The organism is Micromonospora sp. CPCC 205561, assembly GCF_036906775.1.
Taxonomy (GTDB): Bacteria; Actinomycetota; Actinomycetes; order Mycobacteriales; family Micromonosporaceae; genus Micromonospora.
On record NZ_JBAKHV010000067.1, the window covers coordinates 1 to 26028 of the forward strand.

Annotated in this window: 2 protein-coding genes; both read left to right on the forward strand. The window is 75.6% G+C overall.

Going from position 1 to position 26028, the window contains the following annotated elements:
• Positions 1-11477: type I polyketide synthase (locus V6V16_RS24810; protein WP_334565765.1), on the forward strand; the 11477-nt coding region annotated here is incomplete at its 5' end.
• A gap of 26 nt (positions 11478-11503) precedes the next feature.
• A partial coding sequence (locus V6V16_RS24815) for a type I polyketide synthase (RefSeq protein ID WP_334565768.1) occupies positions 11504-26028 on the forward strand: 14525 nt, incomplete at its 3' end.

Sequence of the window (26028 nt, forward strand, 5' to 3'; positions counted from 1 at the left end):
GCGGCGGCCGGTTCGTGGAGATGGGCAAGGCCGACCTGCGCGACCCGGACGCGGTCGCCGCCGAACACCCGGGCGTCACGTACCGCGCGTTCGACCTCAACGAGGCCGGCCACCGGCGCATCGGCGAGATGCTGACGGAGATCCTCGCCCTCTTCGCGCAGGGCGCGCTGCGCCCGCTGCCCGTACGGGCGTGGGACGTGCGCCAGGCCCGGCAGGCGCTGCGGCACATCAGCCAGGCCCGGCACATCGGCAAGGTCGTCCTGCGGGTGCCCGCGCCCGCCGACCCGGACGGCACCGTGCTGATCACCGGCGCCGGCGGCGCCCTCGCCGGCGTGTTCGCCCGGCACCTCGTCACCACCGGCCAGGCCCGGCACCTGCTGCTGGCCGCCCGGCGTGGACCGGAGCAGTACCGGGACCTGGTCGAGGAGCTGACCCGCGCGGGCGCCCGGGTCACCGTCGGCACCGCCGACGTGGCCGACCCCGCACAGGTGACCCGGCTGCTGGAACTGGTGGAGCCCGCCCACCCGCTGACCGCGGTGGTGCACACCGCCGGCGTGATCGCCGACGCGACGATCGGCTCGCTCGACGAGCGGGCGCTGCACGCCGTGCTGACGCCCAAGGTGGACGCCGGATGGGCGCTGCACGAGGCCACCCGGCACCTGGACCTGGCCGCGTTCGTGCTGTTCTCCTCGGTGGCGGCCACCCTCGGCTCCCCGGGACAGGCCAACTACGCGGCGGCCAACGCCTTCCTCGACGCCCTCGCCCGGCACCGCCGCGAGCAGGGCCTGCCCGCCACCAGCCTCGCCTGGGGACTGTGGGCCACCAGCAGCGCCATGACCGCCCACCTGGGCGGCACCGAGCACCGCAAGGCGATCCGCGCCACCAGCGCCCCGCTGACCGACCAGCAGGGCCTGGCGCTGTACGAGCTGGCGCGGCAGCGCGGCACCGCTCACCTCGTCCTCATGAACCTGCCGCCGGCGGCGGCGCGGCCGACCGGCCAGACCGTGCCAAGCCTGCTGCGTGACGTGGTCCGGGCCGGCGGCCCGGCCCGCCGCGCGGTGGGCCGCGGCCCGGCGGACACCGCTTCCGTGCGGGACCGGTTGGCGTCGCTCAGCCCGGCGGAGCGGCGCGGGCACCTGCTCGACCTGGTGGCCAGCAGCGTGGCGGCCGTGCTCGGGCACCGCTCGGCGGAGAGCGTCGACGCCCAGCGCGCCTTCAAGGAACTGGGCTTCGACTCGCTCACCTCCGTGGAGCTGCGCAACCGGCTCGCCGCCGCGACCGGGTTGCGGCTGCCCGCGACCGTGGCGTTCGACTACCCCACCCCGGTGGTGCTCGCCGAGTTCCTCGACCGGGAACTCGGCGGCGCGGCGGCCGTGGACCGGCCCGCCGCGGTCGGCACCGCCGCCGCCCTCGACGAGCCGATCGCCATCATCGGCATGGCCTGCCGCTTCCCCGGCGACGTGCAGACCCCCGAGCAGCTCTGGGACGTGGTCACCGCCGGCGCCGACGTCATCTCGCCCTTCCCCACCGACCGGGGCTGGAACCTGGACGACCTGCGCGTCGGCGGCGAGGACGGTGGCGCCGTACCGCGCCAGGGCGGCTTCCTGCACGACGCCGCCCAGTTCGACGCCGCCTTCTTCGGGATCTCCCCCCGGGAGGCCCTCGCGATGGACCCACAGCAGCGCCTGTTGCTGGAGACGTCCTGGGAGGCCTTCGAACGCGCCGGGATCGACCCCCACTCGGCGCGGGGCAGCAGCACCGGCGTCTACGTCGGGCTCATCTACCACGACTACGCCTCCCAGGCCGCCGACACCACCGACGAACTGGACGGCCACGTCGGCAACGGCAGCGCCGGCAGCGTCGCCTCCGGCCGGATCTCGTACCTGTTCGGCCTGGAGGGCCCCGCCGTCACCGTCGACACCGCCTGCTCGTCGTCGCTGGTGGCCCTGCACCTGGCCACCCAGGCGCTGCGGCAGGACGAGTGCCGGCTCGCCCTCGCCGGCGGGGTGAGCGTCATGTCCACCCCCGGCATGCTCACCGAGTTCTCCCGCCAGCGCGGCCTGTCGGCCGACGGGCGGTGCAAGGCGTTCGGCGCGGGCGCCGACGGCACCGGCTTCGCCGAGGGCGTCGGCATGCTCCTGCTGGAGCGCCTTTCCGACGCGCAGCGCAACGGCCACCGCGTCCTCGCCGTCGTCCGCGGCAGCGCGGTGAACCAGGACGGCGCCAGCAGCGGCCTGACCGCGCCGAACGGCCCCGCCCAGCAGCGGGTGATCCGGCAGGCGCTCGCCAACGCCCGGCTCGCCACGACCGACGTGGACGCCGTCGAGGCGCACGGCACCGGCACCGCCCTCGGCGACCCGATCGAGGCGCAGGCGCTGCTGGCCACGTACGGACAGGGCCGGCCGCAGGACCGGCCGCTGTGGCTGGGATCGGTCAAGTCGAACATCGGCCACGCCCAGGCGGCGGCCGGCGTCGCCGGCGTGATCAAGATGGTGCTGGCGATGCGGCACGGCATGCTGCCGCCGACCCTGCACGCCGAGAAGCCGTCCCCGCACATCGACTGGACGGCCGGATCGGTCGCCCTGCTCACCGAGGCACGGCCGTGGCCCGCCACCGACCGGCCCCGCCGCGCGGCGGTGTCGTCGTTCGGCATCAGCGGCACCAACGCGCACACCATCATCGAGCAGGCCCCGGAGTCCGCCCCGGCACAGGCCGAACCGCCCGCCACGGGCGTACCGGACGACCTCGTCGCCTGCGTCCTCACGGCGCGCGACGACGCCGCGCTGCGCGCGCAGGCGCGTCGGCTGCGGGACCTGGTCGACGACCAGCCGGACCTGGCCGTCGCCGACGTCGGCCGGGCGCTCGCCACCGGCCGGACCGCGTTCGAACACCGCGCGGTGCTGCTGCCCGGCGACCGCGACGGACTGTTCGCCGCCCTCGGCGCGCTGGCCGACGACGAGCCCTCGGCCGCCGTCGTGCGCGGGGTCGCCCGCAGCGGGCGCACCGCCGTCCTCTTCTCCGGTCAGGGTGCGCAGCGCGCCGCCATGGGTCGGGAGTTGTACGGGGCGTTCCCGGTGTTCGCCGCCGCGCTGGACGAGGTGTGCGGGCATCTCGATCCGCTGCTGCCGCGCGCGTTGCGGGAGGTGCTGTTCGCCGGGGCGGGTACGCCGGAGGCGGAGTTGTTGGACCAGACGGTGTTCACCCAGGCCGGGTTGTTCGCCGTCGAGGTGGCCCTGTTCCGGCTGGTGGAGTCGCTCGGGGTGGTGCCGGACCTGGTGGCCGGGCACTCCATCGGCGAGGTGGCCGCCGCCCACGTCGCCGGCCTGTTCAGCCTCGCCGACGCGTGCGTGCTGGTCGCGGCGCGGGGCCGGCTGATGCAGGCGCTGCCGGCCGGCGGCGGCATGCTCGCCGTGGCGGCCGCCGAGGACGCGGTCGCCGAGTCGATCGCGGACCTGACCGACCGGGTCGGCGTCGCGGCGGTGAACGCCCCGAGCGCCGTGGTGGTCTCCGGGGACGTCGAGGCGCTCGACGGGCTGGAGCTGACCTGGCGGGAGCGGGGCGTGCGCACCCGCCGGCTCACCGTCAGCCACGCGTTCCACAGCCCGCTGATGGAGCCGATGCTCGACGAGTTCCGCGCGGTCCTGACGGGGCTGACGTTCCACTGGCCCGTCCTGCCGATCGTGTCGAACCTGACCGGCCAGGTCGCTGACCCCGACGAGATCGGCACGCCCGCCTACTGGGTCCGGCACGTCCGGGAGACGGTCCGGTTCGCCGACGGGGTCGCCAGCCTCCGCGAGCGCAACGTCCGTACGTTCCTCGAACTGGGCCCCGACGCGGTGCTCGCCGGCATGGTGGGCGCCTGCCTGCCGGACGACGGGGCCGCACCGTCGGCGACGGTCGTGGCGACCCTGCGCCCCGGCCGGCCCGAACCGGCGTCGCTGGTCCATGCCCTGGCGGAGCTCTACGCCCACGGCGTGCCGGTCACCTGGACGGCCCTCCTGCCGGGCGCGACCCGCCCGGTCGATCTGCCGACGTACCCGTTCCAGCGGCAGCGCTTCTGGCCGGCCGTGGGCCGGCTGCGGGCCGGAGACGTCAGCGGTGCCGGGCTCGGCGTGGCGGAGCACGGGCTGCTCGGCGCGGCGGTGGACCTGGCCGGCGACGACGAGGTCGTGCTGACCGGCCGGATCTCGCTGACCACGCACCCCTGGCTGGCCGACCACGTGGTCTCCGGCGTGACGCTGGTCCCGGGCACGGCGCTGGTGGAGCTGGCCGTACGCGCCGGAGACGAGGCGGACCTGCCCCGGCTGCGCGACCTGACGGTGCTGGTGCCGCTGGTGCTGCCCGACTCCGGCGCCGTACGGATCCAGGTCCGGGTGTCCGCGTCGGAGTCGCCGCAGCGCCCCGTCGCCGTCTACTCCCGCCCCGACGACGACCCCGAGGCGGGCTGGACCCGGCACGCGGAGGGCGTGCTCGAACCCGCGACGGCCGACGAGCCGCGGACCGCCGCCTGGCCGCCCCCGGGCGCCACCGAGGTGGACCTGGTCGGCTGGTACCCGGCGCTGCTCGAACACGGCCTGGCGTACGGGCCGGCGTTCCAGGGACTGCGTCGGGTGTGGACCGCCGAGGACGGCGTGTACGCCGAGGTGGTCCTGCCGGACGAGGCGGCGACGGAGGCCGCGCGCTTCGGCGTGCACCCTGCGCTGCTTGACGCGGCCCTGCACCCGATCGGGCTGCTGCCCGGCTCGGAGGAGTCGGGCCGGCCCCGCGTGCCGTTCGCCTTCGAGGGTGTGCAGGTGCACGCCTCGGGTGCCGGACTGCTGCGGGTGCGGCTGACCCGCAACGGCTCCGGGGTGCGGCTGACCGCCTCCGACGAGGCGGGCGCCCCGGTGGTGTCGGTGGACGCCCTCGTCCTGCGGGAGCTGACCGGCGTGGCCGCCGCGAGCGCGGCGTCGCGCTCGCTGTTCGAGGTGGTCTGGCAGGCCGAGGAGGCCGAACCGGTCGACGACGCGTCGGGCTGGGCGGTGCTGGGCGGGCCGGCCCTGCCGGGCGTCCCCGGCGGTCCCTCCGCCGAGACGATCAGGCAGCTGCGGGCCGCGATCGACGCCGGCATCGCGCCGCCGCGCCTGCTGCTGTTCACGCCGGCCGCGTCGAGCGCCGACGATGCCGACCCGGCGCAGGCCGTACGCGCGGTGACCGCCGACGTGCTGGGCCTGGTGCGGGCGTGGCTGGCCGTCGACGCGCTGGCGGACTCGAAGCTCGTGGTGGTGACCCGGGGCGCGGTGGCCGTCCGCGACGAGGACCGGGTGACCGACCTGGCGGCCGCGGCCGTGTGGGGCCTGCTGCGCTCCGCGCAGTCGGAGCACCCGGGCCGCATCGTCCTGGCCGACGTCGGCGACGCGATGAACCCCGGCGTGCTCGGCATCCTGGCCCGGTTCGCCGCGGACCCGGCCGGCGGCCAGCTGGCCGTCCGCTCGGGCGAGGTGTTCGTGCCGCGCCTGGTGCGCGCGGTCGCCCCGACGGCGGCAGAGGTGCCGGCCGTGGGTGACGGCACGGTGCTGGTGACCGGCGGTACGGGCGCGCTGGGCGCGTTGGTGGCGGAGCACCTGGTGTCGGCGCACGGCGTGCGCTCTCTCGTGCTGGTGTCGCGGCGTGGCCCGGAGGCCGCCGGCGCGGGGGAGCTGTCGGAGCGGCTGACGGCGCTTGGCGCCGCCGTGCGGATCGTCGCGTGCGACGTGACGGACCGGGAGCAGGTGTCCGCGCTGGTGGCCGACATCGGCGCCGAGGGCCGGTTGGCGGGTGTGGTGCACACCGCCGGTGTGTTGGACGACGGCGTGATCGAGCGGGTCACCGACGAGCGTCTGGCGGGGGTGTTGGCGCCGAAGGTGTCGGCGGGTTGGCTGCTGCACGAGGCGACGGCGTCCCTGGATCTGGATCTGTTCGTGGTGTTCTCGTCGGTGGCGGGGGTGTTGGGTTCGCCGGGTCAGTCGGCGTACGCGGCGGGTAACGCGTTTTTGGACGGGCTTGCGGTGTACCGGCGGCAGCTCGGGTTGCCGGCGGTGAGCCTCGCGTGGGGGATGTGGGACACCGCCGGCATGGCCGCCACGGTCGGCGGCAACGACCGGGCCCGGACGGCGCGCGCCGGACTCCGGCCGATGAACGCCCGCACCGGGCTGGAGCTGTTCGACGCCGCGGTGGGAGCCGGTCGGGCGGTGCTGGTGCCGGCAGTGATCGACGTACCCGCGCTGCGGGCGGCGGCCTCCGGTGCGGTCGTACCGCCGATGCTGCGCAACCTGGTCGACGTGGCGACGACCCGCCGCCGCGCCGGGCAGGGCGCCGGCGGCTGGGCCGACCGGCTCGCCGGCCTCGGCGCCGAGGCCGGCCTCGCGCAGGTCGACCAGCTGGTGCGGGGCCTGGTCGCGCAGGTGCTCGGCCACGGCGGCGCCGAGGCGGTGCCGGCGGACCGGGCGTTCAAGGACCTGGGCTTCGACTCGCTGACCGCCGTCGAGCTGCGCAACCGGGTCAACGGCGCGACCGGCCTGCGCCTCACCTCGACCCTGGTCTTCGACTACCCGTCCCCGCAGGTCCTGGCGGCCCACGTGTACGCGGAACTCGCCGGCACCCGGCCCGGCGCCGTCGCCTCCGACGAGCCGACGGCCGGTGACGCCGACGAGGCGATCGCGATCGTCGGCATGGCCTGCCGCTACCCCGGCGGGGTGGAGTCTCCCGACGAGCTGTGGAAGCTGGTCAGCACCGGCGGGGAGGGGATCGGGGAGTTCCCGGCCGACCGGGGCTGGAACCTGGAGTCGCTGTACGACCCGGATCCCGACCACGCCGGCACCTCGTACACCCGGCAGGGCGGCTTCCTGTACGGGGCGGCGGAGTTCGACTCCGGCTTCTTCGGCATCTCGCCGCGCGAGGCCCTCGCGATGGATCCGCAGCACCGCCTGCTGCTGGAGGCCTCGTGGGAGACGTTCGAGTCGGCGGGCCTGGACCCGACGGGCCTACGGGGCAGCCGGACCGGCGTGTTCGCGGGCGTCATCTACCACGACTACTCGACGCGGCTGATGGAGACGCCCGAGGTCGAGGGCTACATCGGCACCGGCAACTCGGGCAGCGTGCTCTCGGGCCGGGTGGCGTACACGTTCGGCCTGGAAGGCCCGGCGGTCACCGTCGACACGGCGTGTTCGTCGTCGCTGGTGGCGCTGCACCTGGCGGTGCAGGCGCTGCGCAGCGGTGAGTGCGATCTCGCGCTGGCCGGCGGTGTGACCGTGATGGCGACGCCGGGGACGTTCGTGGAGTTCTCCCGGCAGCGGGGCCTGTCGCCCGACGGCCGGTGCAGGTCGTTCGCGGCGTCGGCCGACGGCACCGGCTGGTCCGAGGGCGTCGGGGTGCTGCTCGTGCAGCGCCTGACCGACGCGCGCCGCGAGGGCCGCCGCATCCTGGCCGTGGTACGCGGCAGCGCCGTCAACCAGGACGGCGCGTCGAACGGGCTGACGGCGCCGAACGGCCCGTCGCAGCAGCGGGTGATCCGCCAGGCGCTCGCGTCGGCGCGACTCACCACCGCCGACGTCGACGTGGTCGAGGCGCACGGCACGGGAACGACGCTCGGCGACCCGATCGAGGCGCAGGCCGTGCTGGCCACCTACGGCCAGGACCGGCAGGGCCGGGAGCCGCTGTGGCTCGGCTCCATCAAGTCGAACATCGGCCATGCCCAGGCGGCGGCCGGCGTGGCCGGCGTGATCAAGATGATCATGGCGATGCGGCACGGTCTCGTCCCGCCGACCCTGCACGTGGACGAGCCGTCCCCGCACATCGACTGGGCGGCCGGGGCGGTGGCGCTGGCGACCGAGCCCACCCCGTGGCCGCAGGTGGACCGGCCGCGCCGGGCGGCGGTGTCGTCGTTCGGCATCTCCGGCACGAACGCGCACGTGATCATCGAGCAGCCGCCGACCGAGCCGGTCGAGGGCGAGATCGTCACCCGCGACGCTGCGCCGGTGGTGCCGGTGCTGCTCTCGGCCCGCGACGCCGCCGCGCTGGCCACCCAGGCGGGCCGGTGGGCGCGCTGGCTGTCGACGGACGGGCAGCGACGTCCGGTGGACGTGGCGTGGTCGTCCGTGGTGTCGCGCTCGGCGTTGGAGTACCGGGCGGTCGTGTCGGGTACGAGCGGCGACGAGGTGCTGGCGGGCCTCGCGGCCGTGGCGGCGGGGGAGCCCTCCGGGGCCGTCGTGACCGGCTCGGTCGCCGCCGGCGGCCAGCTCGCGTTGTTGTTCTCGGGTCAGGGTGCGCAGCGTGCCGGCATGGGCCGGGAGTTGTCGGCCGGGTTCCCGGTGTTCGCCGCCGCGCTTGATGAGGTGTGCGCGCAGCTCGATCCGCTGTTGCCGCGTCCGTTGCGGGAGGTGTTGTTCGCAGCCGAGGGTTCCGCCGAGGCGGGGTTGCTGGATCAGACGGTGTTCACGCAGGCCGGTTTGTTCGCGGTCGAGGTGGCGCTGTTCCGGTTGGTGGAGTCGTTCGGGGTCGTGCCGGACATGTTGGCCGGTCATTCGATCGGCGAGGTCACGGCGGCGCACGTGGCGGGCGTGCTGTCCCTGTCCGACGCGTGCGCGCTCGTGGCGGCGCGGGGTCGGTTGATGCAGGCGCTGCCCGCGGGTGGCGGGATGCTGGCGGTGGCGGCCGACGAGGCGGCGGTGGTCGAGTCGATCGCGGGTCTGGGCGAGCGGGTCGGTATTGCCGCCGTCAACGGGCCGACCTCGGTGGTCGTGTCGGGTGCCGTCGACGCGCTGGACGAGGTGGAGCGGGTGTGGCGGGACCGGGGTGCACGGACGCGCCGCCTGACCGTGAGCCACGCGTTCCACAGTCCGTTGATGGAGCCGATGCTGGCCGAGTTCCGCGCGGTCCTCGACGGGTTGACGTTCGCGGCGCCGTTGGTGCCGATCGTGTCGAACGTGACGGGGGCGTTGGCCGATTCCGACGAGATCCGTACGCCCGGGTACTGGGTGCGGCATGTCCGGGAGGCGGTGCGTTTCGCCGACGGGATCACGGCGCTGAGGGCTGCCGGGGTGGACACGTTCGTCGAGGTGGGCCCGCAGAGCGTACTGACCGCGATGGCGGCCGACGTGCTGCCGGCCGACGACGCCGTGCTGGCGGTGGCGGTGCAGCGCAAGGAGCGGCCGGAGGCGCACGCCCTGCTGCACGCTTTGGCGGAACTGCATGTGCGCGGGGTGCCGGTGGGTTGGCAGCAGTGGTTCGCCGAGACCGGCGCGCGGCGGGTGGACCTGCCCACGTACGCCTTCCACCGGGAGCGGTACTGGCCCGAGCCGGCCAGCCGGCCACGACAGACGGCGACTCACAGCGGCGACGCCGACTTCTGGACCGCCGTCGAACGTGGCGACCTGAGCGCCCTCGCCGCGCAGTTCGGCGACGAAGGCGCCCTGGCCGCCCTCACCCCGGCCCTGCCGGTCCTGTCGACCTGGCACCGCGCGCGCACGCGGCGGGCGGTCCTGGACGAGTGGTCGTACCGGGTCGGGTGGAAGCGGACCGACATCACCGCCGACCCGGCGCGGCCCGGCGTGTGGCTGCTCGTGACCGCGCAGGACGACCTGGCGGACGGCACCCGGGCGGAGGCGGTCACCAAGGCCCTCGCCGAGGTCGGCGCCGACGTGGTCCGGCTCACCGTCGACCCGGTCGGCACCGACCGGGCGGACCTCGCCCGACGGCTGGCCGACGCGCTGGCCGACGGGCCCGTCACCGGTGTGCTCTCCCTGCTCGGCCTCCGCGACCAGCCGCACCCCGCCCACCCGGCCGTGCCGGTCGGGACGGCGGCCACGCTGCTGCTGCTCCAGGCCCTGCACGACACCGGGGCGACGACCCGGCTGTGGTGCCTGACCCAGGGCGCCGTCAGCACCGGCGACGGGGATCCGGTGCACGGCGTCGCGCAGAGCGGGCTCTGGGGCCTGGGGCTCGTGGCGGGCCTGGAACACCCCCAGCTCTGGGGTGGACTGGTGGACCTGCCCGAGCAGGCCGACGCGACGGCGTGGCACCGGCTGGCGCGGGTGGTGACCGGCGCCGGCGACGAGGACCAGTTGGCCGTACGCCCCTCCGGGGTGTTCGTGCGTCGCCTGGTCCGCCCGGCACCCGCCGCCCCCGACACGGCGGAGCGGTGGCGGCCGTCAGGCACGGTGCTCGTCACCGGCGGCACCGGCGCCCTGGGCGCCCACGTGGCCCGGTGGGCGGCGGCCAACGGCGCCGCGCACGTCGTGCTGACCAGCCGCCGGGGCGAACGCGCCCCGGGGGCGGCGGAGCTGCGCGAGGAGCTGACCGGGCAGGGTGTCCGCGCCTCGGTCGTCGCCTGCGACGTGGCCGACCGCGAGCAGGTCGCGGCACTGCTGGCCCGGCTGGACGAGGACCCCGCGCCGTTGACGGCCGTGGTCCACGCGGCGGGCGCCGGCGAGTCCGGCCTGATCGCCGACACCGACCTGGCCACGTTCGCCGGCGTGCTCGACGGCAAGGTCGCCGGCGCGCTGCACCTGGACGCCCTGCTCGGCGATCGGCCGTTGGACGCGTTCGTGCTGTTCGCCTCCATCGCCGGGGTGTGGGGCAGCGGCGGGCAGTCCGCCTACGCCGCGGGCAACGCCTTCCTCGACGCGCTGGCGGAGCAGCGTCGCGGACGGGGCCTGCCGGCGACGTCCGTGGCCTGGGGGCCGTGGGCCGACGGCGGCATGGCCAGCGGCGAGGCCCAGCAGCTGCTGGCCCGGCGCGGCCTGACCGCGATGGCACCGGCCGACGCCGTGCACGCCATGCGGTACGCCGTGGGCCTGCCGCGGGCGGCGCTGACCGTGGTGGACGTCGACTGGGCGGTCTTCGCCCCGGCGTACGCCTCGGCCCGTCCCCGCCCGCTGCTCGACGACATCGCCGAGGCCCGGGAGGCGCTGCACGCCCGTCCCGGGCAGCAGCAGCCGGGCGGGGCCACCGACGCCCTCCGGGAGCACCTGCTCACCCTGCCCCGCCCCGAGCGGGTCCGGCACCTGGTCGACCTGGTCCGTACCCACGCCTCCGCCGTGCTCGGTCACCCGGGCACGGACCGGGTCAAGCCCCAGCGCGCCTTCAAGGAACTCGGGTTCGACTCGTTGACGGCGGTCGAGCTGCGCAACCGGCTGACCGGAGCCACCGGCCTGTCGCTGCCGGCGACCCTCGTCTTCGACTACCCGAACCCGGCCGTGCTCGCCGAGAACCTGCTCGACGGCCTGGTGCCCGAGGGGGCACAGGCGGATGACGGCGACCCGGCGGAGGCGGCCGTCCGGCAGGCGCTCGCGGCGATCCCGCTGGCCCGCCTCCGCGAGGCCGGGCTGCTGGACCTGCTGCTCAACCTCACCGACGCCGACGGCGGTGCCGGTGACGAGTCCACCGACGAGGCCCTGGATCTCGACGAGCTCGACACCGACACCCTCGTCAGGCTGGCGCTTGACGGCACCGATTCCTGACCGTCGTCCCCAGTACGGAGCTGATGATGTCTACGTCCGCAGACAAGGTCGTCGAGGCGCTTCGCGCGTCGCTCAAGGAGACGGGTCGCCTCCGCCAGCTCAACCAGCAGCTGACCGCCGCCGCCCGGGAGCCGATCGCGATCGTCGCGATGTCCTGCCGCTACCCGGGCGGCGTCGCCAGTCCCGAGCAGCTCTGGGACCTGGTGGCCTCCGGCGGTGACGCGATCGGCGGCTTCCCGACGGACCGCGGCTGGGACCTGGACAACCTGTACGACCCGGACGCCGACCGGGCCGGCCGCTCCACCACCCGCGAGGGCGGCTTCCTCTACGACGCGGCCGACTTCGACGCCGAGTTCTTCGGCATCTCGCCGCGCGAGGCCGTGGCGATGGATCCCCAGCAGCGGCTGCTGCTGGAGACGTCGTGGGAGGCGTTCGAGCACGCCGGGATCGCGCCCGCGTCGATGCGCGGGCAGAAGGTCGGCGTCTTCGTCGGCACCGCCGCCAACGGCTACGGCATGGGCCCGCAGAGCGAGGCCGAGGGCACCGACGAGGGTTACCTGCTGACGGGCACGGCCACCAGCGTCGTCTCCGGGCGGATCGCGTACGCCCTCGGCCTGGAGGGCCCCGCGGTCACGGTCGACACCGCCTGCTCGTCGTCGCTGGTCGCCCTGCACCTGGCGTGCCAGGCGCTGCGGCAGGGCGACTTCGACCTGGCCCTGGCCGGCGGCGTGTGCGTCATGGCCACCCCCGGCCCGTTCGTGGGCTTCTCTCGGCAGCGAGGGCTCGCCCCCGACGGCCGGTGCAAGTCGTTCGCCGCCGCCGCCGACGGCACCGGCTGGTCCGAGGGCGTCGGCATCCTGCTGGTGGAGCGGCTGTCGGACGCCCAGCGCAAGGGGCACCCCGTCCTCGCCGTCATTCGCGGCAGCGCCGTCAACCAGGACGGCGCGTCCAACGGCCTCACCGCGCCCAACGGCCCCGCCCAGCAGCGGGTGATCCGGCAGGCCCTCGCGAACGCCCGGCTGACCACGGCCGACGTGGACGCCGTCGAGGCGCACGGCACCGGCACCGTCCTCGGCGACCCGATCGAGGCGCAGGCGCTGTTGGCGACGTACGGGCGGGACCGGCCCGCCGACCGGCCGCTGCTGCTCGGCTCGATCAAGTCGAACATCGGTCACAGTCAGTCCGCCGCGGGCGTGGCCGGTGTGATCAAGATGGTGATGGCGATGCGGCACGGGCTCGTCCCGTCCACCCTGCACGTCGACGAGCCGACGCCCAAGGTGGACTGGTCGGCCGGCGAGGTGTCGCTGGTGACCGAGACCCGGCCGTGGCCGGAGACCGACCGTCCCCGGCGGGCGGCGATCTCGTCGTTCGGCATCTCCGGCACCAACGCGCACACCATCCTGGAAGAGCCGCCCGCCCTCGACCCCGACGCCACGGCCTCCGCCGACGCCGGCCCGGCCCCCGCCGCCCCGCCCGTGGTGCCCGTGCTGCTCTCCGCCCGGTCGGAGGCCGCGCTGACCGCGCAGGCGGGCCGCTGGGCCCGGTGGCTGGACACCGACGAGGCCCTCCGCACCGTGGACGTCGGCTGGTCTTCGGTGGTGTCGCGCTCCCCGCTGGAGCACCGCGCGGTACTCACCGCGACCGGCCGCGAGGATCTGCTGGCCGGCCTGCGGGCCCTCGCCGCCGGGCAGGCGTCGGGCGCGGTGGTCGCCGGCCAGGCCGCCGACCGGGGAACGCTGGCGGTGCTCTTCTCCGGTCAGGGTGCGCAGCGCGCCGGGATGGGTCGGGAGTTGTACGCCGGGTTCCCGGTCTTCGCCGCCGCGTTGGACGAGGTGTGCGCGCAGTTGGACCCGTTGCTGCCGCGCCCGCTGAAGGAGGTGCTGTTCGCACCCGAGGGTTCCGCCGAGGCGGAGCTGCTGGACCAGACGGTGTTCACCCAGGCCGGGTTGTTCGCCGTCGAGGTGGCGCTGTTCCGCCTCGTGGAGTCGTTCGGGATCACGCCGGACTTCGTGGGCGGGCACTCGATCGGTGAGATCGCCGCCGCGCACGTGGCCGGGATGCTGTCCCTGGCCGACGCGGCGGCGCTGGTCGCGGCGCGGGGCCGGCTGATGCAGGCCCTTCCCAGCGGCGGCGGGATGCTGGCCGTCGCGGCCGCCGAGGCCGACGTGCTGGCCACGCTGGACGCCCTGGCCGACGTGGGGATCGCGGCCGTCAACGCGCCGACGTCGGTCGTGGTCTCCGGTGCCGTCGACGCCCTCGACGAGGTGGAGCGGATCTGGCGCGAACGGGGCGTGCGCACGCGTCGGTTGACGGTGAGCCATGCGTTCCACAGTCCGCTGATGGAGCCGATGCTCGCGGAGTTCCGCAGCGTCCTCGACGGGCTGGAGTTCTCCGCGCCGACGCTGCCGGTCGTGTCGAACGTGACCGGCGCGCTCGCCGAAGCCGAGGAGATCCGTACCGCCGACTACTGGGTGCGGCACGTGCGGGAGGCCGTGCGCTTCGCCGACGGGGTCACCGCGCTGCGGGCCGCCGGCGTGGACACGTTCCTGGAGATCGGCCCGCGCAGCGTGCTGACCGCCATGACCCGGGAGATGCTGAGCGGGCAGGAACCGGCCGACAACGACACCCCGGTGATCGCGGTGCCCGTGCTGCGTGCCGACCGTCCCGAGGCCCGGGCCCTGTTCGCCGCCCTGTCCGAGCTGCACGTCAACGGGGCGCCCGTCGACTGGCCGGCCCTCTACTCCGGCGCCGGAGCGACCACGGTCGCCCTGCCCACGTACGCGTTCCAGCGGCAGCGCTACTGGCCCGAGCAGATGCCGGTGTCCGTCACCGGCCCGGTCAGCCCGGACGTGGTGGACGTCGAGTTCTGGTCGGCCGTGGAGCGCTCCGACGTGGCGGCCCTCGCCGCGCAGTTCGGCGAGGACGGGGCGGACGTCCTGGCCCCGGCCCTGCCGGTCCTGTCGTCCTGGCGCAGGGCCCGGCTGCGGGACGCGGTCGTCGACGGCTGGTCGTACCGGGTGGTGTGGAAGCGGACCGCCGCCCCCGCGCCGCTCACCCCGTCCGGCCGCTGGCTGCTGGTCGAGCCGGCCGACGACGCGCCCGTGACGGAGTGGGCCGAGGCGCTCGCGGGAGCGCTGACCGCCGCCGGCGGCGAGGTGTCCCGGCTGGCGGTGGACCCGCTCGCCGGGCGCGACCACGTGACGTCGCGGGTGGCCGAGGCCGTGGGAGACACCCCGTTCAGCGGAATCGTGTCCCTGCTGGGCCTGCTGGACCGGCCGCACCCCGGCCGGCCGGCGGTGCCGCTCGGCACGGCCGCCACGATGGCGCTGGTGCAGGCCCTGCACGCCGCCGACGTCGCGGCACCGCTGTGGATGGTCACCGGGGGCGCGGTCGGCACCGGGGACACCGACCCGGTCCGCAGCGTCGCCCAGGGCGGCCTGTGGGGCCTGGCCCGGGTCGCCGGGCTGGAACACCCGCAGCTCTGGGGCGGCCTGGTCGACCTGCCGGAAAGGCCCGACCGCAGCGACTGGGACCACCTGGTGGGCGTCCTCACCGGCGGCGGTCACGAGGACCAGGTCGCCGTACGGCCCTCGGGCGTGTTCGTGCGGCGACTGGTCCGTGCCACGCCGGCCGCCGTGGGCAGCGTCGAGCGCTGGCAGCCCTCGGGCACGGTGCTGATCACCGGCGGCACCGGGGCGCTCGGCGCCCACGTGGCCCGCTGGGCGGCGGCCAACGGGGCGGCACACGTCGTGCTGACCAGCCGCCGGGGCGACCGCGCCCCCGGTGCGGCGGAGCTGCGCGACGAGCTGACCGGGCTCGGCGCCCGGGTGACCCTGGTCGCCGCCGACATGGCCGACCGCGCCCGGGTCGAGACGCTGCTGCGCGACGTCGACGCCGACGAGGCGCCGCTGACGGCGGTGGTGCACGCCGCCGGGGTGGGCCAGCTCGCCATGCTGGCCGACACCGACCTCGCGGGGCTCGCCGAGGTGCTGGAAGGCAAGATCGCCGGCGCGGTGCACCTGGACGAGCTGCTGGGCGACCGGCCGCTCGACGCGTTCGTGTTCTTCTCCTCCATCGCCGGCATCTGGGGCAGCGGCGGACAGGCCGCGTACGCCGCCGGCAACGCCTTCCTCGACGCCCTCGCCGAGCGGCGCCGGGCCCGGGGCCTGGCCGCCACCGCCGTGGCCTGGGGACCCTGGGCCGACGGCGGCATGGCCAGCGGCGAGGGCCAGGAACTGCTGGCCCGGCGCGGCCTCAGCCCGATGTCCCCCGCCCAGGCCGTGTACGCGCTGCGCAGCGCGGTGGGTCGGGCCGTGCCGTCGGTGACCGTGGCGGACGTCGACTGGTCCCTGTTCACCCCCGCGTTCGCCGCCGCCCGCGCCCGCCCCCTGCTCGACGACATCGCCGAGGCCCGCGACGCCCTGCGCGTGGTCGACGGGCAACCGGAGGACGCCGCCGGCGGCGGGCTGCGGCAGCACCTGCTGACGCTGCCCCGCGCCGAGCAGGACCGGTACCTGACCGACCTCGTGCGTACGCACACCGCCGCCGTGCTCGGCCACTCCGGCACCGAACTGGTCAAGGCGAACCGGGCGTTCAAGGAACTGGGCTTCGACTCGCTGACCGCCGTCGAGCTGCGTAACCGGCTCGGCACCGCCACCGGGCTCACCCTGCCCACCACCCTGGTCTTCGACTACCCGAACCCGGCCGCCCTCGCCGACCACCTGTCGGCGACGCTGCGCCTGCACGAGGTCGAGACTGTCACCGCGTGGGGCCCGGCCGGGCCGGTGGACGACGACCCGATCGTCATCGTCGGCATGAGCTGCCGGTACCCGGGCGGCGTGGCCAACCCGGACGACCTGTGGAACCTGGTCGCCACGGGGCGCGACGGGATCAGCGGCTTCCCCGAGGACCGGCACTGGGACATGGGCCGGCTGCTGGCCGTCGACGCCGACGGACAGCCCGTCTCGCACACCCGGGAGGGCGGCTTCGTCGACGGCGCCACCACGTTCGACCCGGGCTTCTTCGGCATCTCGCCGCGCGAGGCGGTCGCCATGGACCCGCAGCAGCGCCTGCTGCTGGAGGCGTCCTGGGAGGCCATGGAACAGGCCGGCATCGACCCGGACGAGCTGCGCGGCAGCCGTACCGGCGTCTTCGTCGGTGCCTCCCCGTCGGGCTACGGCACCACCGACACCCCGGCGGAGCTGGCGGGCTACCAACTCACGGGCGGTGCGCACAGCGTCATCTCCGGCCGGGTGTCGTACACCTTCGGGCTGGAGGGCCCGGCGGTCACGGTCGACACCGCCTGCTCGTCGTCCCTGGTGGCGGTGCATTTGGCCGCCCAGGCGCTGCGCGGCGGCGAGTGCGACATGGCGCTGGCCGGCGGCGTCACCGTCATGGTGACCCCGGGGGCCTTCGTCGAGTTCTCCCGCCAGGGCGGCCTCGCCCCGGACGGGCGCTGCAAGTCCTTCGCCGCCGACGCCGACGGCACCGGCTGGTCGGAGGGGGTCGGCGTGCTGTTGGTCCAGCGGCTCTCCGACGCCCGGCGGCAGGGCCGCCAGGTGCTCGCCGTGATCGCCGGCAGTGCCGTCAACCAGGACGGCGCGTCCAACGGCCTCACCGCCCCGAACGGGCCGGCGCAGCAGCGGGTTATCCGGCAGGCCCTCGCGAACGCCCGGCTGACCACGGCCGACGTGGACGCCGTCGAGGCGCACGGCACCGGCACGACGCTGGGCGACCCGATCGAGGCGCAGGCACTGCTGGCCACCTACGGTCAGGGTCGCCCCGCCGACCGGCCGCTGCTGCTCGGCTCGATCAAGTCCAACATCGGCCACAGCCAGGCCGCCGCCGGTGTCGCCGGCATGATCAAGATGGTGCAGGCGATGCGGTACGGCCTGCTCCCGCGGACCCTGCACCTCGACGAGCCGACCCCCCACGTGGACTGGTCCGCCGGCGCGGTGTCCCTGCTGGCCGAGGCGCGTCCCTGGCCGGCGGTGGACCGGCCGCGCCGGGCCGCCGTGTCGTCGTTCGGCATCAGCGGTACGAACGTGCACCTGATCCTGGAACAGCCGCCCGCGCCGACCGGCGGGGACGAACCGGACGCCGTCGGCGAGCCGTCGCGGACGCCTTCGGTGGTGCCGGTGCTGCTCTCGGCCCGGGACGCGGCCGGGCTGTCGGCGCAGGCCGACCGCTGGGCGGCGTGGCTGAACGGGCACGAGACCCCGCGCCCGCTGGACGTGGCCTGGTCGTCGGTGGCGTCGCGGTCCGTGCTGGAGCACCGGACGGTCGTGTCCGGTGCGAGCCGGGACGAGCTGCTGGCGGGCCTCGCAGCCGTGGCGGCGGGCGAGCCCTCGATCGGCACGGTCACCGGCCCGGGCGGGCAGCGTGGCCAGCTCGCGCTGTTGTTCTCGGGTCAGGGTGCGCAGCGCGCCGGGATGGGCCGGGATCTGTCGGCCGGGTTCCCGCTGTTCGCCGCCGCGCTGGGCGAGGTGTGCGCGCAGCTCGATCCGTTGCTGCCGCGTCCGTTGCGGGAGGTGCTGTTCGCCGAGGCGGGGTCCGCCGAGGCGGAGCTGCTGGACCAGACCGTCTTCACCCAGGCCGGCCTGTTCGCGGTCGAGGTGGCGCTGTTCCGGTTGGTGGAGTCGTTCGGGGTCGTGCCGGACGTGCTGGCCGGTCACTCGATCGGTGAGGTCACGGCCGCGTACGTCGCCGGGGTGTTGTCGCTGGCCGACGCGTGTCAGCTCGTGGCGGCGCGGGGTCGGTTGATGCAGGCGCTGCCCGCCGGTGGCGGCATGCTGGCCGTGGCGGCCGACGAGAGTGCGGTGGCGGAGTCCATCTCCGGGCTGGGCGATCGGGTCGGCATCGCTGCCGTCAACGGTCCGACGGCCGTGGTCGTGTCGGGTGCGGTCGACGCGCTGGACGAGGTGGAGGGGTTCTGGCGGGAGCGGGGTGTGCGGACGCGCCGGTTGACGGTGAGTCATGCGTTCCACAGTCCGTTGATGGAGCCGATGCTCGACGAGTTCCGGGCGGTCCTGGACGGGTTGACCTTTGCGGCGCCGTTGCTGCCGATCGTGTCGAACGTGACCGGTGCGCTGGCCGGCGACGAGATCCGTACGGCCGATTACTGGGTGCGGCACGTGCGGGAGGCCGTGCGCTTCGCCGACGGGCTCATGGCCCTGCGCGAGGCGGGTGTCGACACGTTCCTGGAGGTCGGACCGCAGAGCGTGTTGACCGCGATGGCCGCCGACGTGCTGCCCGAGGATGACGCCGTGCTGTCGGTCGCGGTGCAGCGTCGGGACCGGCCGGAGGCGCAGGCGCTGCTGCACGCCCTCGCCGAGCTGCACGTGCACGGCGTTGCCGTGAGCTGGCAGCCGTGGTTCGCCGACACCGGGGCGCGGCGGGTCGACCTGCCCACGTACGCCTTCCACCGGGAGCGGTACTGGCTGCCACCGGCCGGCCAGTCGGCCGACGTCTCGGGAGCCGGCCTCGGCGTGGCGCGACACCCGCTGCTCGGCGCGGCGGTGTCGGTGGCCGGCGAGGACATGGTGGTGCTGACCGGTCGGCTGTCGGTGTCGACCCATCCGTGGCTGGCCGACCACGTCGTGTCCGGCGCCGTGATCGTGCCCGGCACCGCCCTGGTGGACCTCGTCGTCCGGGCGGGCGACGAGGTCGGTGCCTCCCGCGTCCGTGAGCTGACCGTGCTCGCCCCGCTCGTGCTGCCCGCCAGCGGCGGCGGGGTACGGGTGCAGGTCCGGGTGGGTCCCGCCGACGGGACCGGCGCGCGTTCGGTGACCGTGCACTCCCAGACCGAGGACGACCCGGAGTCGGGCTGGACCCGGCACGCCGACGGCCTCGTCGGCACCCCCGCCGCCGACGAGCCCACGCTGGGCGCGTGGCCGCCGCCCGGCGCGTCCGAGGTGGACGTGACCGGGTGGTACGCGACGGTGGCCGAGCACGGCCTGGCCTACGGGCCGGTGTTCCGGGGCCTGCGGCGGGCGTGGACCGCCGAGGGCGAGGTGTTCGCCGAGGTCGCCCTCCCCGACGAGGTGATCGGGGACCCGGCGGGCTTCGGGGTGCACCCGGCGCTGCTGGACGCCGCCCTGCACCCGGTCGGGCTGCTGCCCGCCGACGAGGCGGGCGGCGGGGCCCGGGTGCCGTTCGCGTTCGAAGGGGTGCAGGTCCACGCGGTCGGGGCACGGACGCTCCGCGTCCGCCTCACCCCCTCCGGCAGCTCGGTGCGGCTGGTCGCCGTCGACGAGACGGGTGCGCCGGTGGTGTCGGTGGACTCGCTGACGCTGCGCGAGCTGACCGGCATGGCGGCCCCCTCCGACGAGGCGCACCGCTCCCTGTTCGAGGTGTCCTGGCAGCCCGAGCAGGTCACCGCGCCCGGCGGCGCGTACGACTGGGTCGTGGTCGGTGACCGTCCGCTCGACGGCGCGCCGCAGCTTCCGGCGTACGCCGAGGTCGCGGCGGTGGCCACGGCGGTGACGGACGGCACCGCCCCCGCTCCCGCGGCGCTGCTGCTGCCCGTCGCGCCGGCGGCGGCCGGGGCGGACGTGCCCGACGCGGCGCGGTCGGTGACGGCGGACGTCCTCGGCGCGGTGCAGGCGTGGCTGGCCGCCGATTCCCTGGCGGACTCGCGGCTGGTCGTGGTGACCCGTGGCGCGGTGGCCACCGGCACGACCGACCGCGTCACCGACCTGGCGGGAGCGGCGGTCTGGGGCCTGCTGCGCTCGGCCCAGTCGGAACACCCCGGCCGGATCGTGCTGGCCGACCTGGAGCCGGGCGTCGACCTGGACGCCGACCTGCTGGCGCTGCTCGCCGCCACCGCCGGCGAACCGGGCCTCGGCGGGCAGCTCGCGGTGCGGGCCGGCACGGCGTACCTGCCGCGGCTGGTGCGCGCGACCGGCGACGCGCACACCCCGGCGACCCTCGGCCGGGGGACCGTCCTGGTGACCGGCGGCACCGGCTCGCTGGGCGCCCTGGTGTCCGAACACCTCGTCACCGCGTACGGCGTGCGTTCGCTGGTGCTGGCGTCCCGCCAGGGCCCGGCGGCCCCCGGCGCCGACCGGCTGGCGGAGCGGCTGACCGCGCTGGGCGCGGCCGTCCGGGTGGTCGCCACGGACGTGACCGACCGCGCCCGGGTCGGCGAGCTGGTCCGGGCGATCACCGACGAGGACCGGTTGGCCGGGGTGGTCCACACGGCCGGCGTCCTGGACGACGGCGTCGTCAGCGGGATCACCGCCGACCGGTTGGCGGACGTGCTGGCCCCGAAGGTCACGGCGGGCTGGTGGCTGCACGAGGCGACCGCCGAGCTCGACCTCGACCTCTTCGTGCTCTTCTCCTCCGTCGCCGGGGTGCTCGGCTCGCCCGGCCAGGCCGCCTACGCGGCCGGAAACGCCTTCCTGGACGGTCTCGCCCAGCTGCGGGCGCAGCGCGGGCTGCCCGCGATCAGCCTCGCGTGGGGCATGTGGGACACGGACGGCATGGCCGCGTCGATCAACGACGTCGACCGGGCCCGGGTGACCCGGACCGGTCTGGTCCCGATGACCGCCCCCGTCGGGCTCGGACTCTGGGACGCCGCCCTGTCCCACGGCGGCGCGGCACTCGTGCCGGCCGTGGTCGACCTGCCCGCCATGCGGGCACAGACGGCGGCGGGCCGGGTACCCCCGATGCTGCGGGCCTTGGTGGGACCGGCCGCGAAGCGCCGCCGCTCCGGCACCGGAGCATGGGTCGACCGGCTGGCCGGGCTCGACCCGCAGGAGGCGCGGACGCAGGTTGCCCTGCTGGTCCGCGGGATGATCGCGCAGGTCCTCGGCCACGGCGGGGCCGACCAGGTGCCGGCGGACCGGGCGTTCCGGGAACTGGGCTTCGACTCGCTGACCGCCGTCGAGCTGCGTAACCGGATCAACAGCGCGACCGGGCTGCGGCTCACCTCGACGCTCGTCTTCGACTACCCGACCCCCGGCGCCCTCTCGGAGCACCTGTACGAGCAGTTGTCCGGCCAGGTGGCCGACCAGCAGCACGCCGTGCGGGCGGCCACCGTCGACGAGCCGATCGCGATCGTGGGCATGGCCTGCCGCTACCCGGGTGGCGTGACGAGCCCGCAGCAACTGTGGGACCTGGTTGCCGCCGGGGCCGACGGCATCGGCGAGTTCCCCACCGACCGGGGTTGGGACCTCGACCGGCTCTTCCACCCCGACCCGGACAACCCCGGTACGTCGTACACCCGGCACGGTGGTTTCCTCTACGGGGCCGCCGAGTTCGACCCCGGCTTCTTCGGCATCTCGCCGCGTGAGGCCCTGGCGATGGACCCGCAGCAGCGTCTGCTGCTGGAGGCGTCTTGGGAGACGTTCGAGTCCGCCGGCCTCGACCCGTCGCGGCTGCGGGGGAGCCGGACCGGCGTCTTCGCCGGGTTGATGTACCACGACTACGCCTCCGGCGTGCAGGACCTGCCCGAGGGCGTGGGCGGCTACCTCGGCACCGGCACCTCCGGCAGCGTGCTGTCCGGCCGGGTGGCGTACACGTTCGGCCTGGAGGGGCCGGCGGTCACCGTCGACACGGCGTGCTCGTCGTCGCTGGTGGCGCTGCACCTGGCGGTGCAGGCGCTGCGGGGTGGCGAGTGTGATCTGGCGTTGGCCGGTGGTGTGACGGTGATGGCGACGCCGGGGACGTTCATCGAGTTCTCCCGGCAGCGGGGCCTGTCGCAGGACGGGCGCTGCAAGTCGTTCGCCGCCTCCGCTGACGGCACGGGCTGGTCCGAGGGCGTCGGCCTGCTGCTGGTGCAGCGCCTGTCGGATGCCCGGCGCGAGGGCCGGCGGATCCTGGCGGTGGTCCGCGGGTCGGCCGTCAACCAGGACGGTGCGTCGAACGGGTTGACGGCGCCGAACGGTCCCTCGCAGCAGCGGGTGATCCGCCAGGCCCTGGCGAACGCGCGCCTCACCGCCGCCGACGTGGACGCGGTCGAGGCGCACGGCACGGGCACGACGCTGGGCGATCCGATCGAGGCGCAGGCGTTGCTGGCGACGTACGGGCAGGACCGGCCGCAGGACCGGCCGCTGTGGCTGGGCTCGATCAAGTCGAACATCGGGCACACGCAGGCCGCCGCCGGGGTGGCCGGCATCATCAAGATGATCATGGCGATGCGGCACGGCCTGCTGCCGTCGACGCTGCACGTCGACGAGCCGTCCCCGCACATCGAGTGGAGCGCCGGGGCGGTCTCCCTGCTCACCGAGGCGCGCGACTGGCCCGCGGCGGGCCGGCCCAGGCGGGCGGCGGTCTCGTCGTTCGGAGTCAGCGGCACCAACGCCCACGTGATCATCGAGCAGCCGCCCGCCGAGGCGGAACCGACCCGGGGCGAGGGCGCGCCGGCCCGCGCCGACGAACCCGCGGCCGGGCCGGCGCCCGCCCCGGTGCTGCTGTCGGCCCGCTCGGCGGCCGCCGTCGCGGCACAGGCGGACCGCTGGGCCCGCTGGATCGCCGGCGACGAGGAACTGCGCCCCGCCGACGTCGGCTGGTCGTCGACGGTCAGCCGGGCCGTCCTGGAGCACCGCGCGGTGGTCACCGCGACGGACCGCGACGATCTGCTGGCCGGACTGCGGGCTCTCGCCGCCGGTGAGTCGGCCGCCGCCGTGGTGACCGGCACCGGCACGACGCGTACGCAGCTCGCCGTGCTCTTCTCCGGTCAGGGTGCGCAGCGCGCGGGCATGGGCCGCGAGTTGTCTCCCCTGTTCCCGGTGTTCGCCGCCGCGTTGGACGAGGTGTGCGCGCAGCTCGACCCGCTGCTGCCGCGTCCGCTGCGGGAGGTGCTGTTCGCAGCCGAGGGTTCCGCCGAGGCGGGGTTGCTGGATCAGACGGTGTTCACGCAGGCCGGCCTGTTCGCGGTCGAGGTGGCGCTGTTCCGTCTCGTGGAGTCGTTCGGCATCGTCCCCGACGTGGTCGCCGGTCACTCGATCGGCGAGGTGAGCGCCGCGTACGTCGCCGGTGTGCTGTCGCTGGCCGACGCGTGCGCGTTGGTGGCGGCGCGGGGCCGGCTGATGCAGGCGCTGCCCGCCGGCGGCGGCATGCTCGCCGTGGCCGCCGACGAGACGGCCGTGGCGGAGTCCATCGCCGGACTGGCCGACCGCGTCGGCATCGCCGCCGTCAACGGACCCGCCGCCGTGGTGCTCTCCGGCGCCGTGGACGCCCTCGACGAGCTTGAGCGGACGTGGCAGGACCGGGGTGTGCGTACCCGCCGGCTCACCGTCAGCCACGCGTTCCACAGCCCGCTGATGGAGCCGATGCTCGACGAGTTCCGCGCGGTCCTGACGGGGCTGACGTTCCGGGCGCCGCTGCTGCCGGTGCTGTCGAACGTGACCGGCGCGCTCGCCGACGTCGACGAGATCCGCACCCCGGAGTACTGGGTGCGGCACGTCCGGGAGGCGGTGCGCTACGCCGACGGGATCGCCGCACTGAGCGCCACCGGCGTGGACACCTTCCTGGAGATCGGCCCGCAGAGCGTCCTGACCGCGATGAACGCCGACCTGCTCGCCGAGGACGCCCTCGCGGTGGCCGTCCAGCGCCGGGACCGTCCGGCCCCGCAGGCGCTGCTGCACGCGCTGGCCGAGCTGCACGTCCACGGCGTCCCGGTGACCTGGGCGCAGTGGTTCACCGACACCGTCGCGCGCCGGATCGACCTGCCGACGTACGCCTTCCAGCACCAGCGGTACTGGCTCGGGGCGGGTCAGGCCCGTACCGCCGACGTCTCCGGCGCGGGCCTCGGCGTGGCCGGGCACCCGCTGCTCGGCGCGGCGGTCACCGTCGCCGGCGAGGACATGGTGGTGCTGACCGGCCGTCTGTCGCTCGCCACCCACGCGTGGCTCGCCGACCACGTCGTCTCCGGCGTCGCGATCGTGCCCGGTGCGGCCCTGGTGGAGCTGGCCGTACGGGCGGGCGACGAGGTCGGCACCTCGCGGGTGCGGGAGCTGACCGTGGCCGCGCCGCTGGTGCTGCCGCAGGGCGGTGCGGTGCGGGTGCAGGTGCGCGTCGGCGCGGCCGACGAGGCCGGCACCCGGGTCGTTGCCGTGCACTCGCAGTCCGAGGGCGACCCGGAGGCCGAGTGGATCCACCACGCGGAGGGCGTGCTGGAACCGGCGTCGGCCGACGAGCCGGGCGTGGGGGAGTGGCCGCCGGTCGGCGCGTCCGAGGTGGACGTGGCGGGCTGGTACCCGACGCTGGCGGAGCACGGACTGGCGTACGGGCCGGTGTTCCAGGGACTGCGTCGGGTGTGGACCACCGAGGGCGAGGTGTACGCCGAGGTGGCCCTGCCGGACGAGGCGGCGACGGAGGCGGCGCGCTTCGGGGTGCACCCGGCGCTGCTGGACGCGGCGCTGCATCCGATCGGGTTGCTGCCGGGTGGCGAGCAGTCAGCTGGGCCGCGGGTGCCGTTCGCGTTCGAGGGTGTGCAGGTGTACGCCTCGGGTGCGCGGATGTTGCGGGTGCGGTTGACGCGTACGGGGTCGGCGGTGCGGCTGGTCGCGTGCGACGAGTCGGGCGCGGCCGTCGTGTCGGTGGACTCCCTGGTCCTGCGCGAGCTGACCGGCGTGGCGGCGGCGGGCGCGGCAGCTCGTTCGCTGTTCGAACTCACCTGGCAGACCCAGGAGGTGACCCCGGCCGGGGACGTCTCCGGGTGGGCGCTGCTGGGTTCGCCGGCCACCGTCGACCTGCCGGCGTACGACGACGTCGAGGCGCTCGCCGAGGCGGTCGACGCCGGCCGGACGGTCGCACGGAAGGTGCTGCTGCTCCCGCTCGACGCGCCGCTGACCGCCGTCCCCGACGCGGTGCGCGCGGCGACCACGGCCGTGCTGGCGACCGTGCAGTCCTGGCTGGCGGCGGATGCCCTGGCGGAGTCGCGGTTGGTCGTGGTGACCCGGGGCGCGGTGTCGGTCGGTGCCGACGACCGGGTGACCGACCTGGCGGGTGCGGCGGTGTGGGGTCTGCTGCGCTCGGCGCAGTCGGAGCACCCGGGCCGGATCGTCCTGGCGGACGTCGACGGTGACGTGGACGCCGCAACGATCGCCGTCCTGGCGGCGGCGGCCGACGAGCCGTCGACTAACGGTGGTCAGGTCGCGGTGCGTTCGGGCGAGGTGTACTCGCCGCGTCTGGTCCGGGCCGGCAGCACGGCGGTGGGGACGCCGGTCGTGGGTGGCGGTGCGGTGTTGGTGACCGGTGGTACGGGTGCGTTGGGTGCGTTGGTGGCGGAGCATCTGGTGTCGGTGCACGGGGTGCGGTCGCTGGTGCTGGTGTCGCGGCGTGGCCCGGAGGCCGCGGGTGCGGGCGGGTTGTCGGAGCGGTTGTCGGCGTTGGGTGCGTCGGTGCGGGTGGTGGCCTGCGACGTGACCGACCGGGACCAGGTTGGCGCGCTGGTGGCCGAGATCGCAGCCGAGGGCCGGTTGGCGGGTGTGGTGCACACGGCTGGTGTGCTGGACGACGGTGTCGTGGAGGGGCTGACGGCCGAGCGGCTCGGTGCGGTGTTGGCGCCGAAGGTGTCGGCGGGTTGGTTGTTGCACGAGGCGAC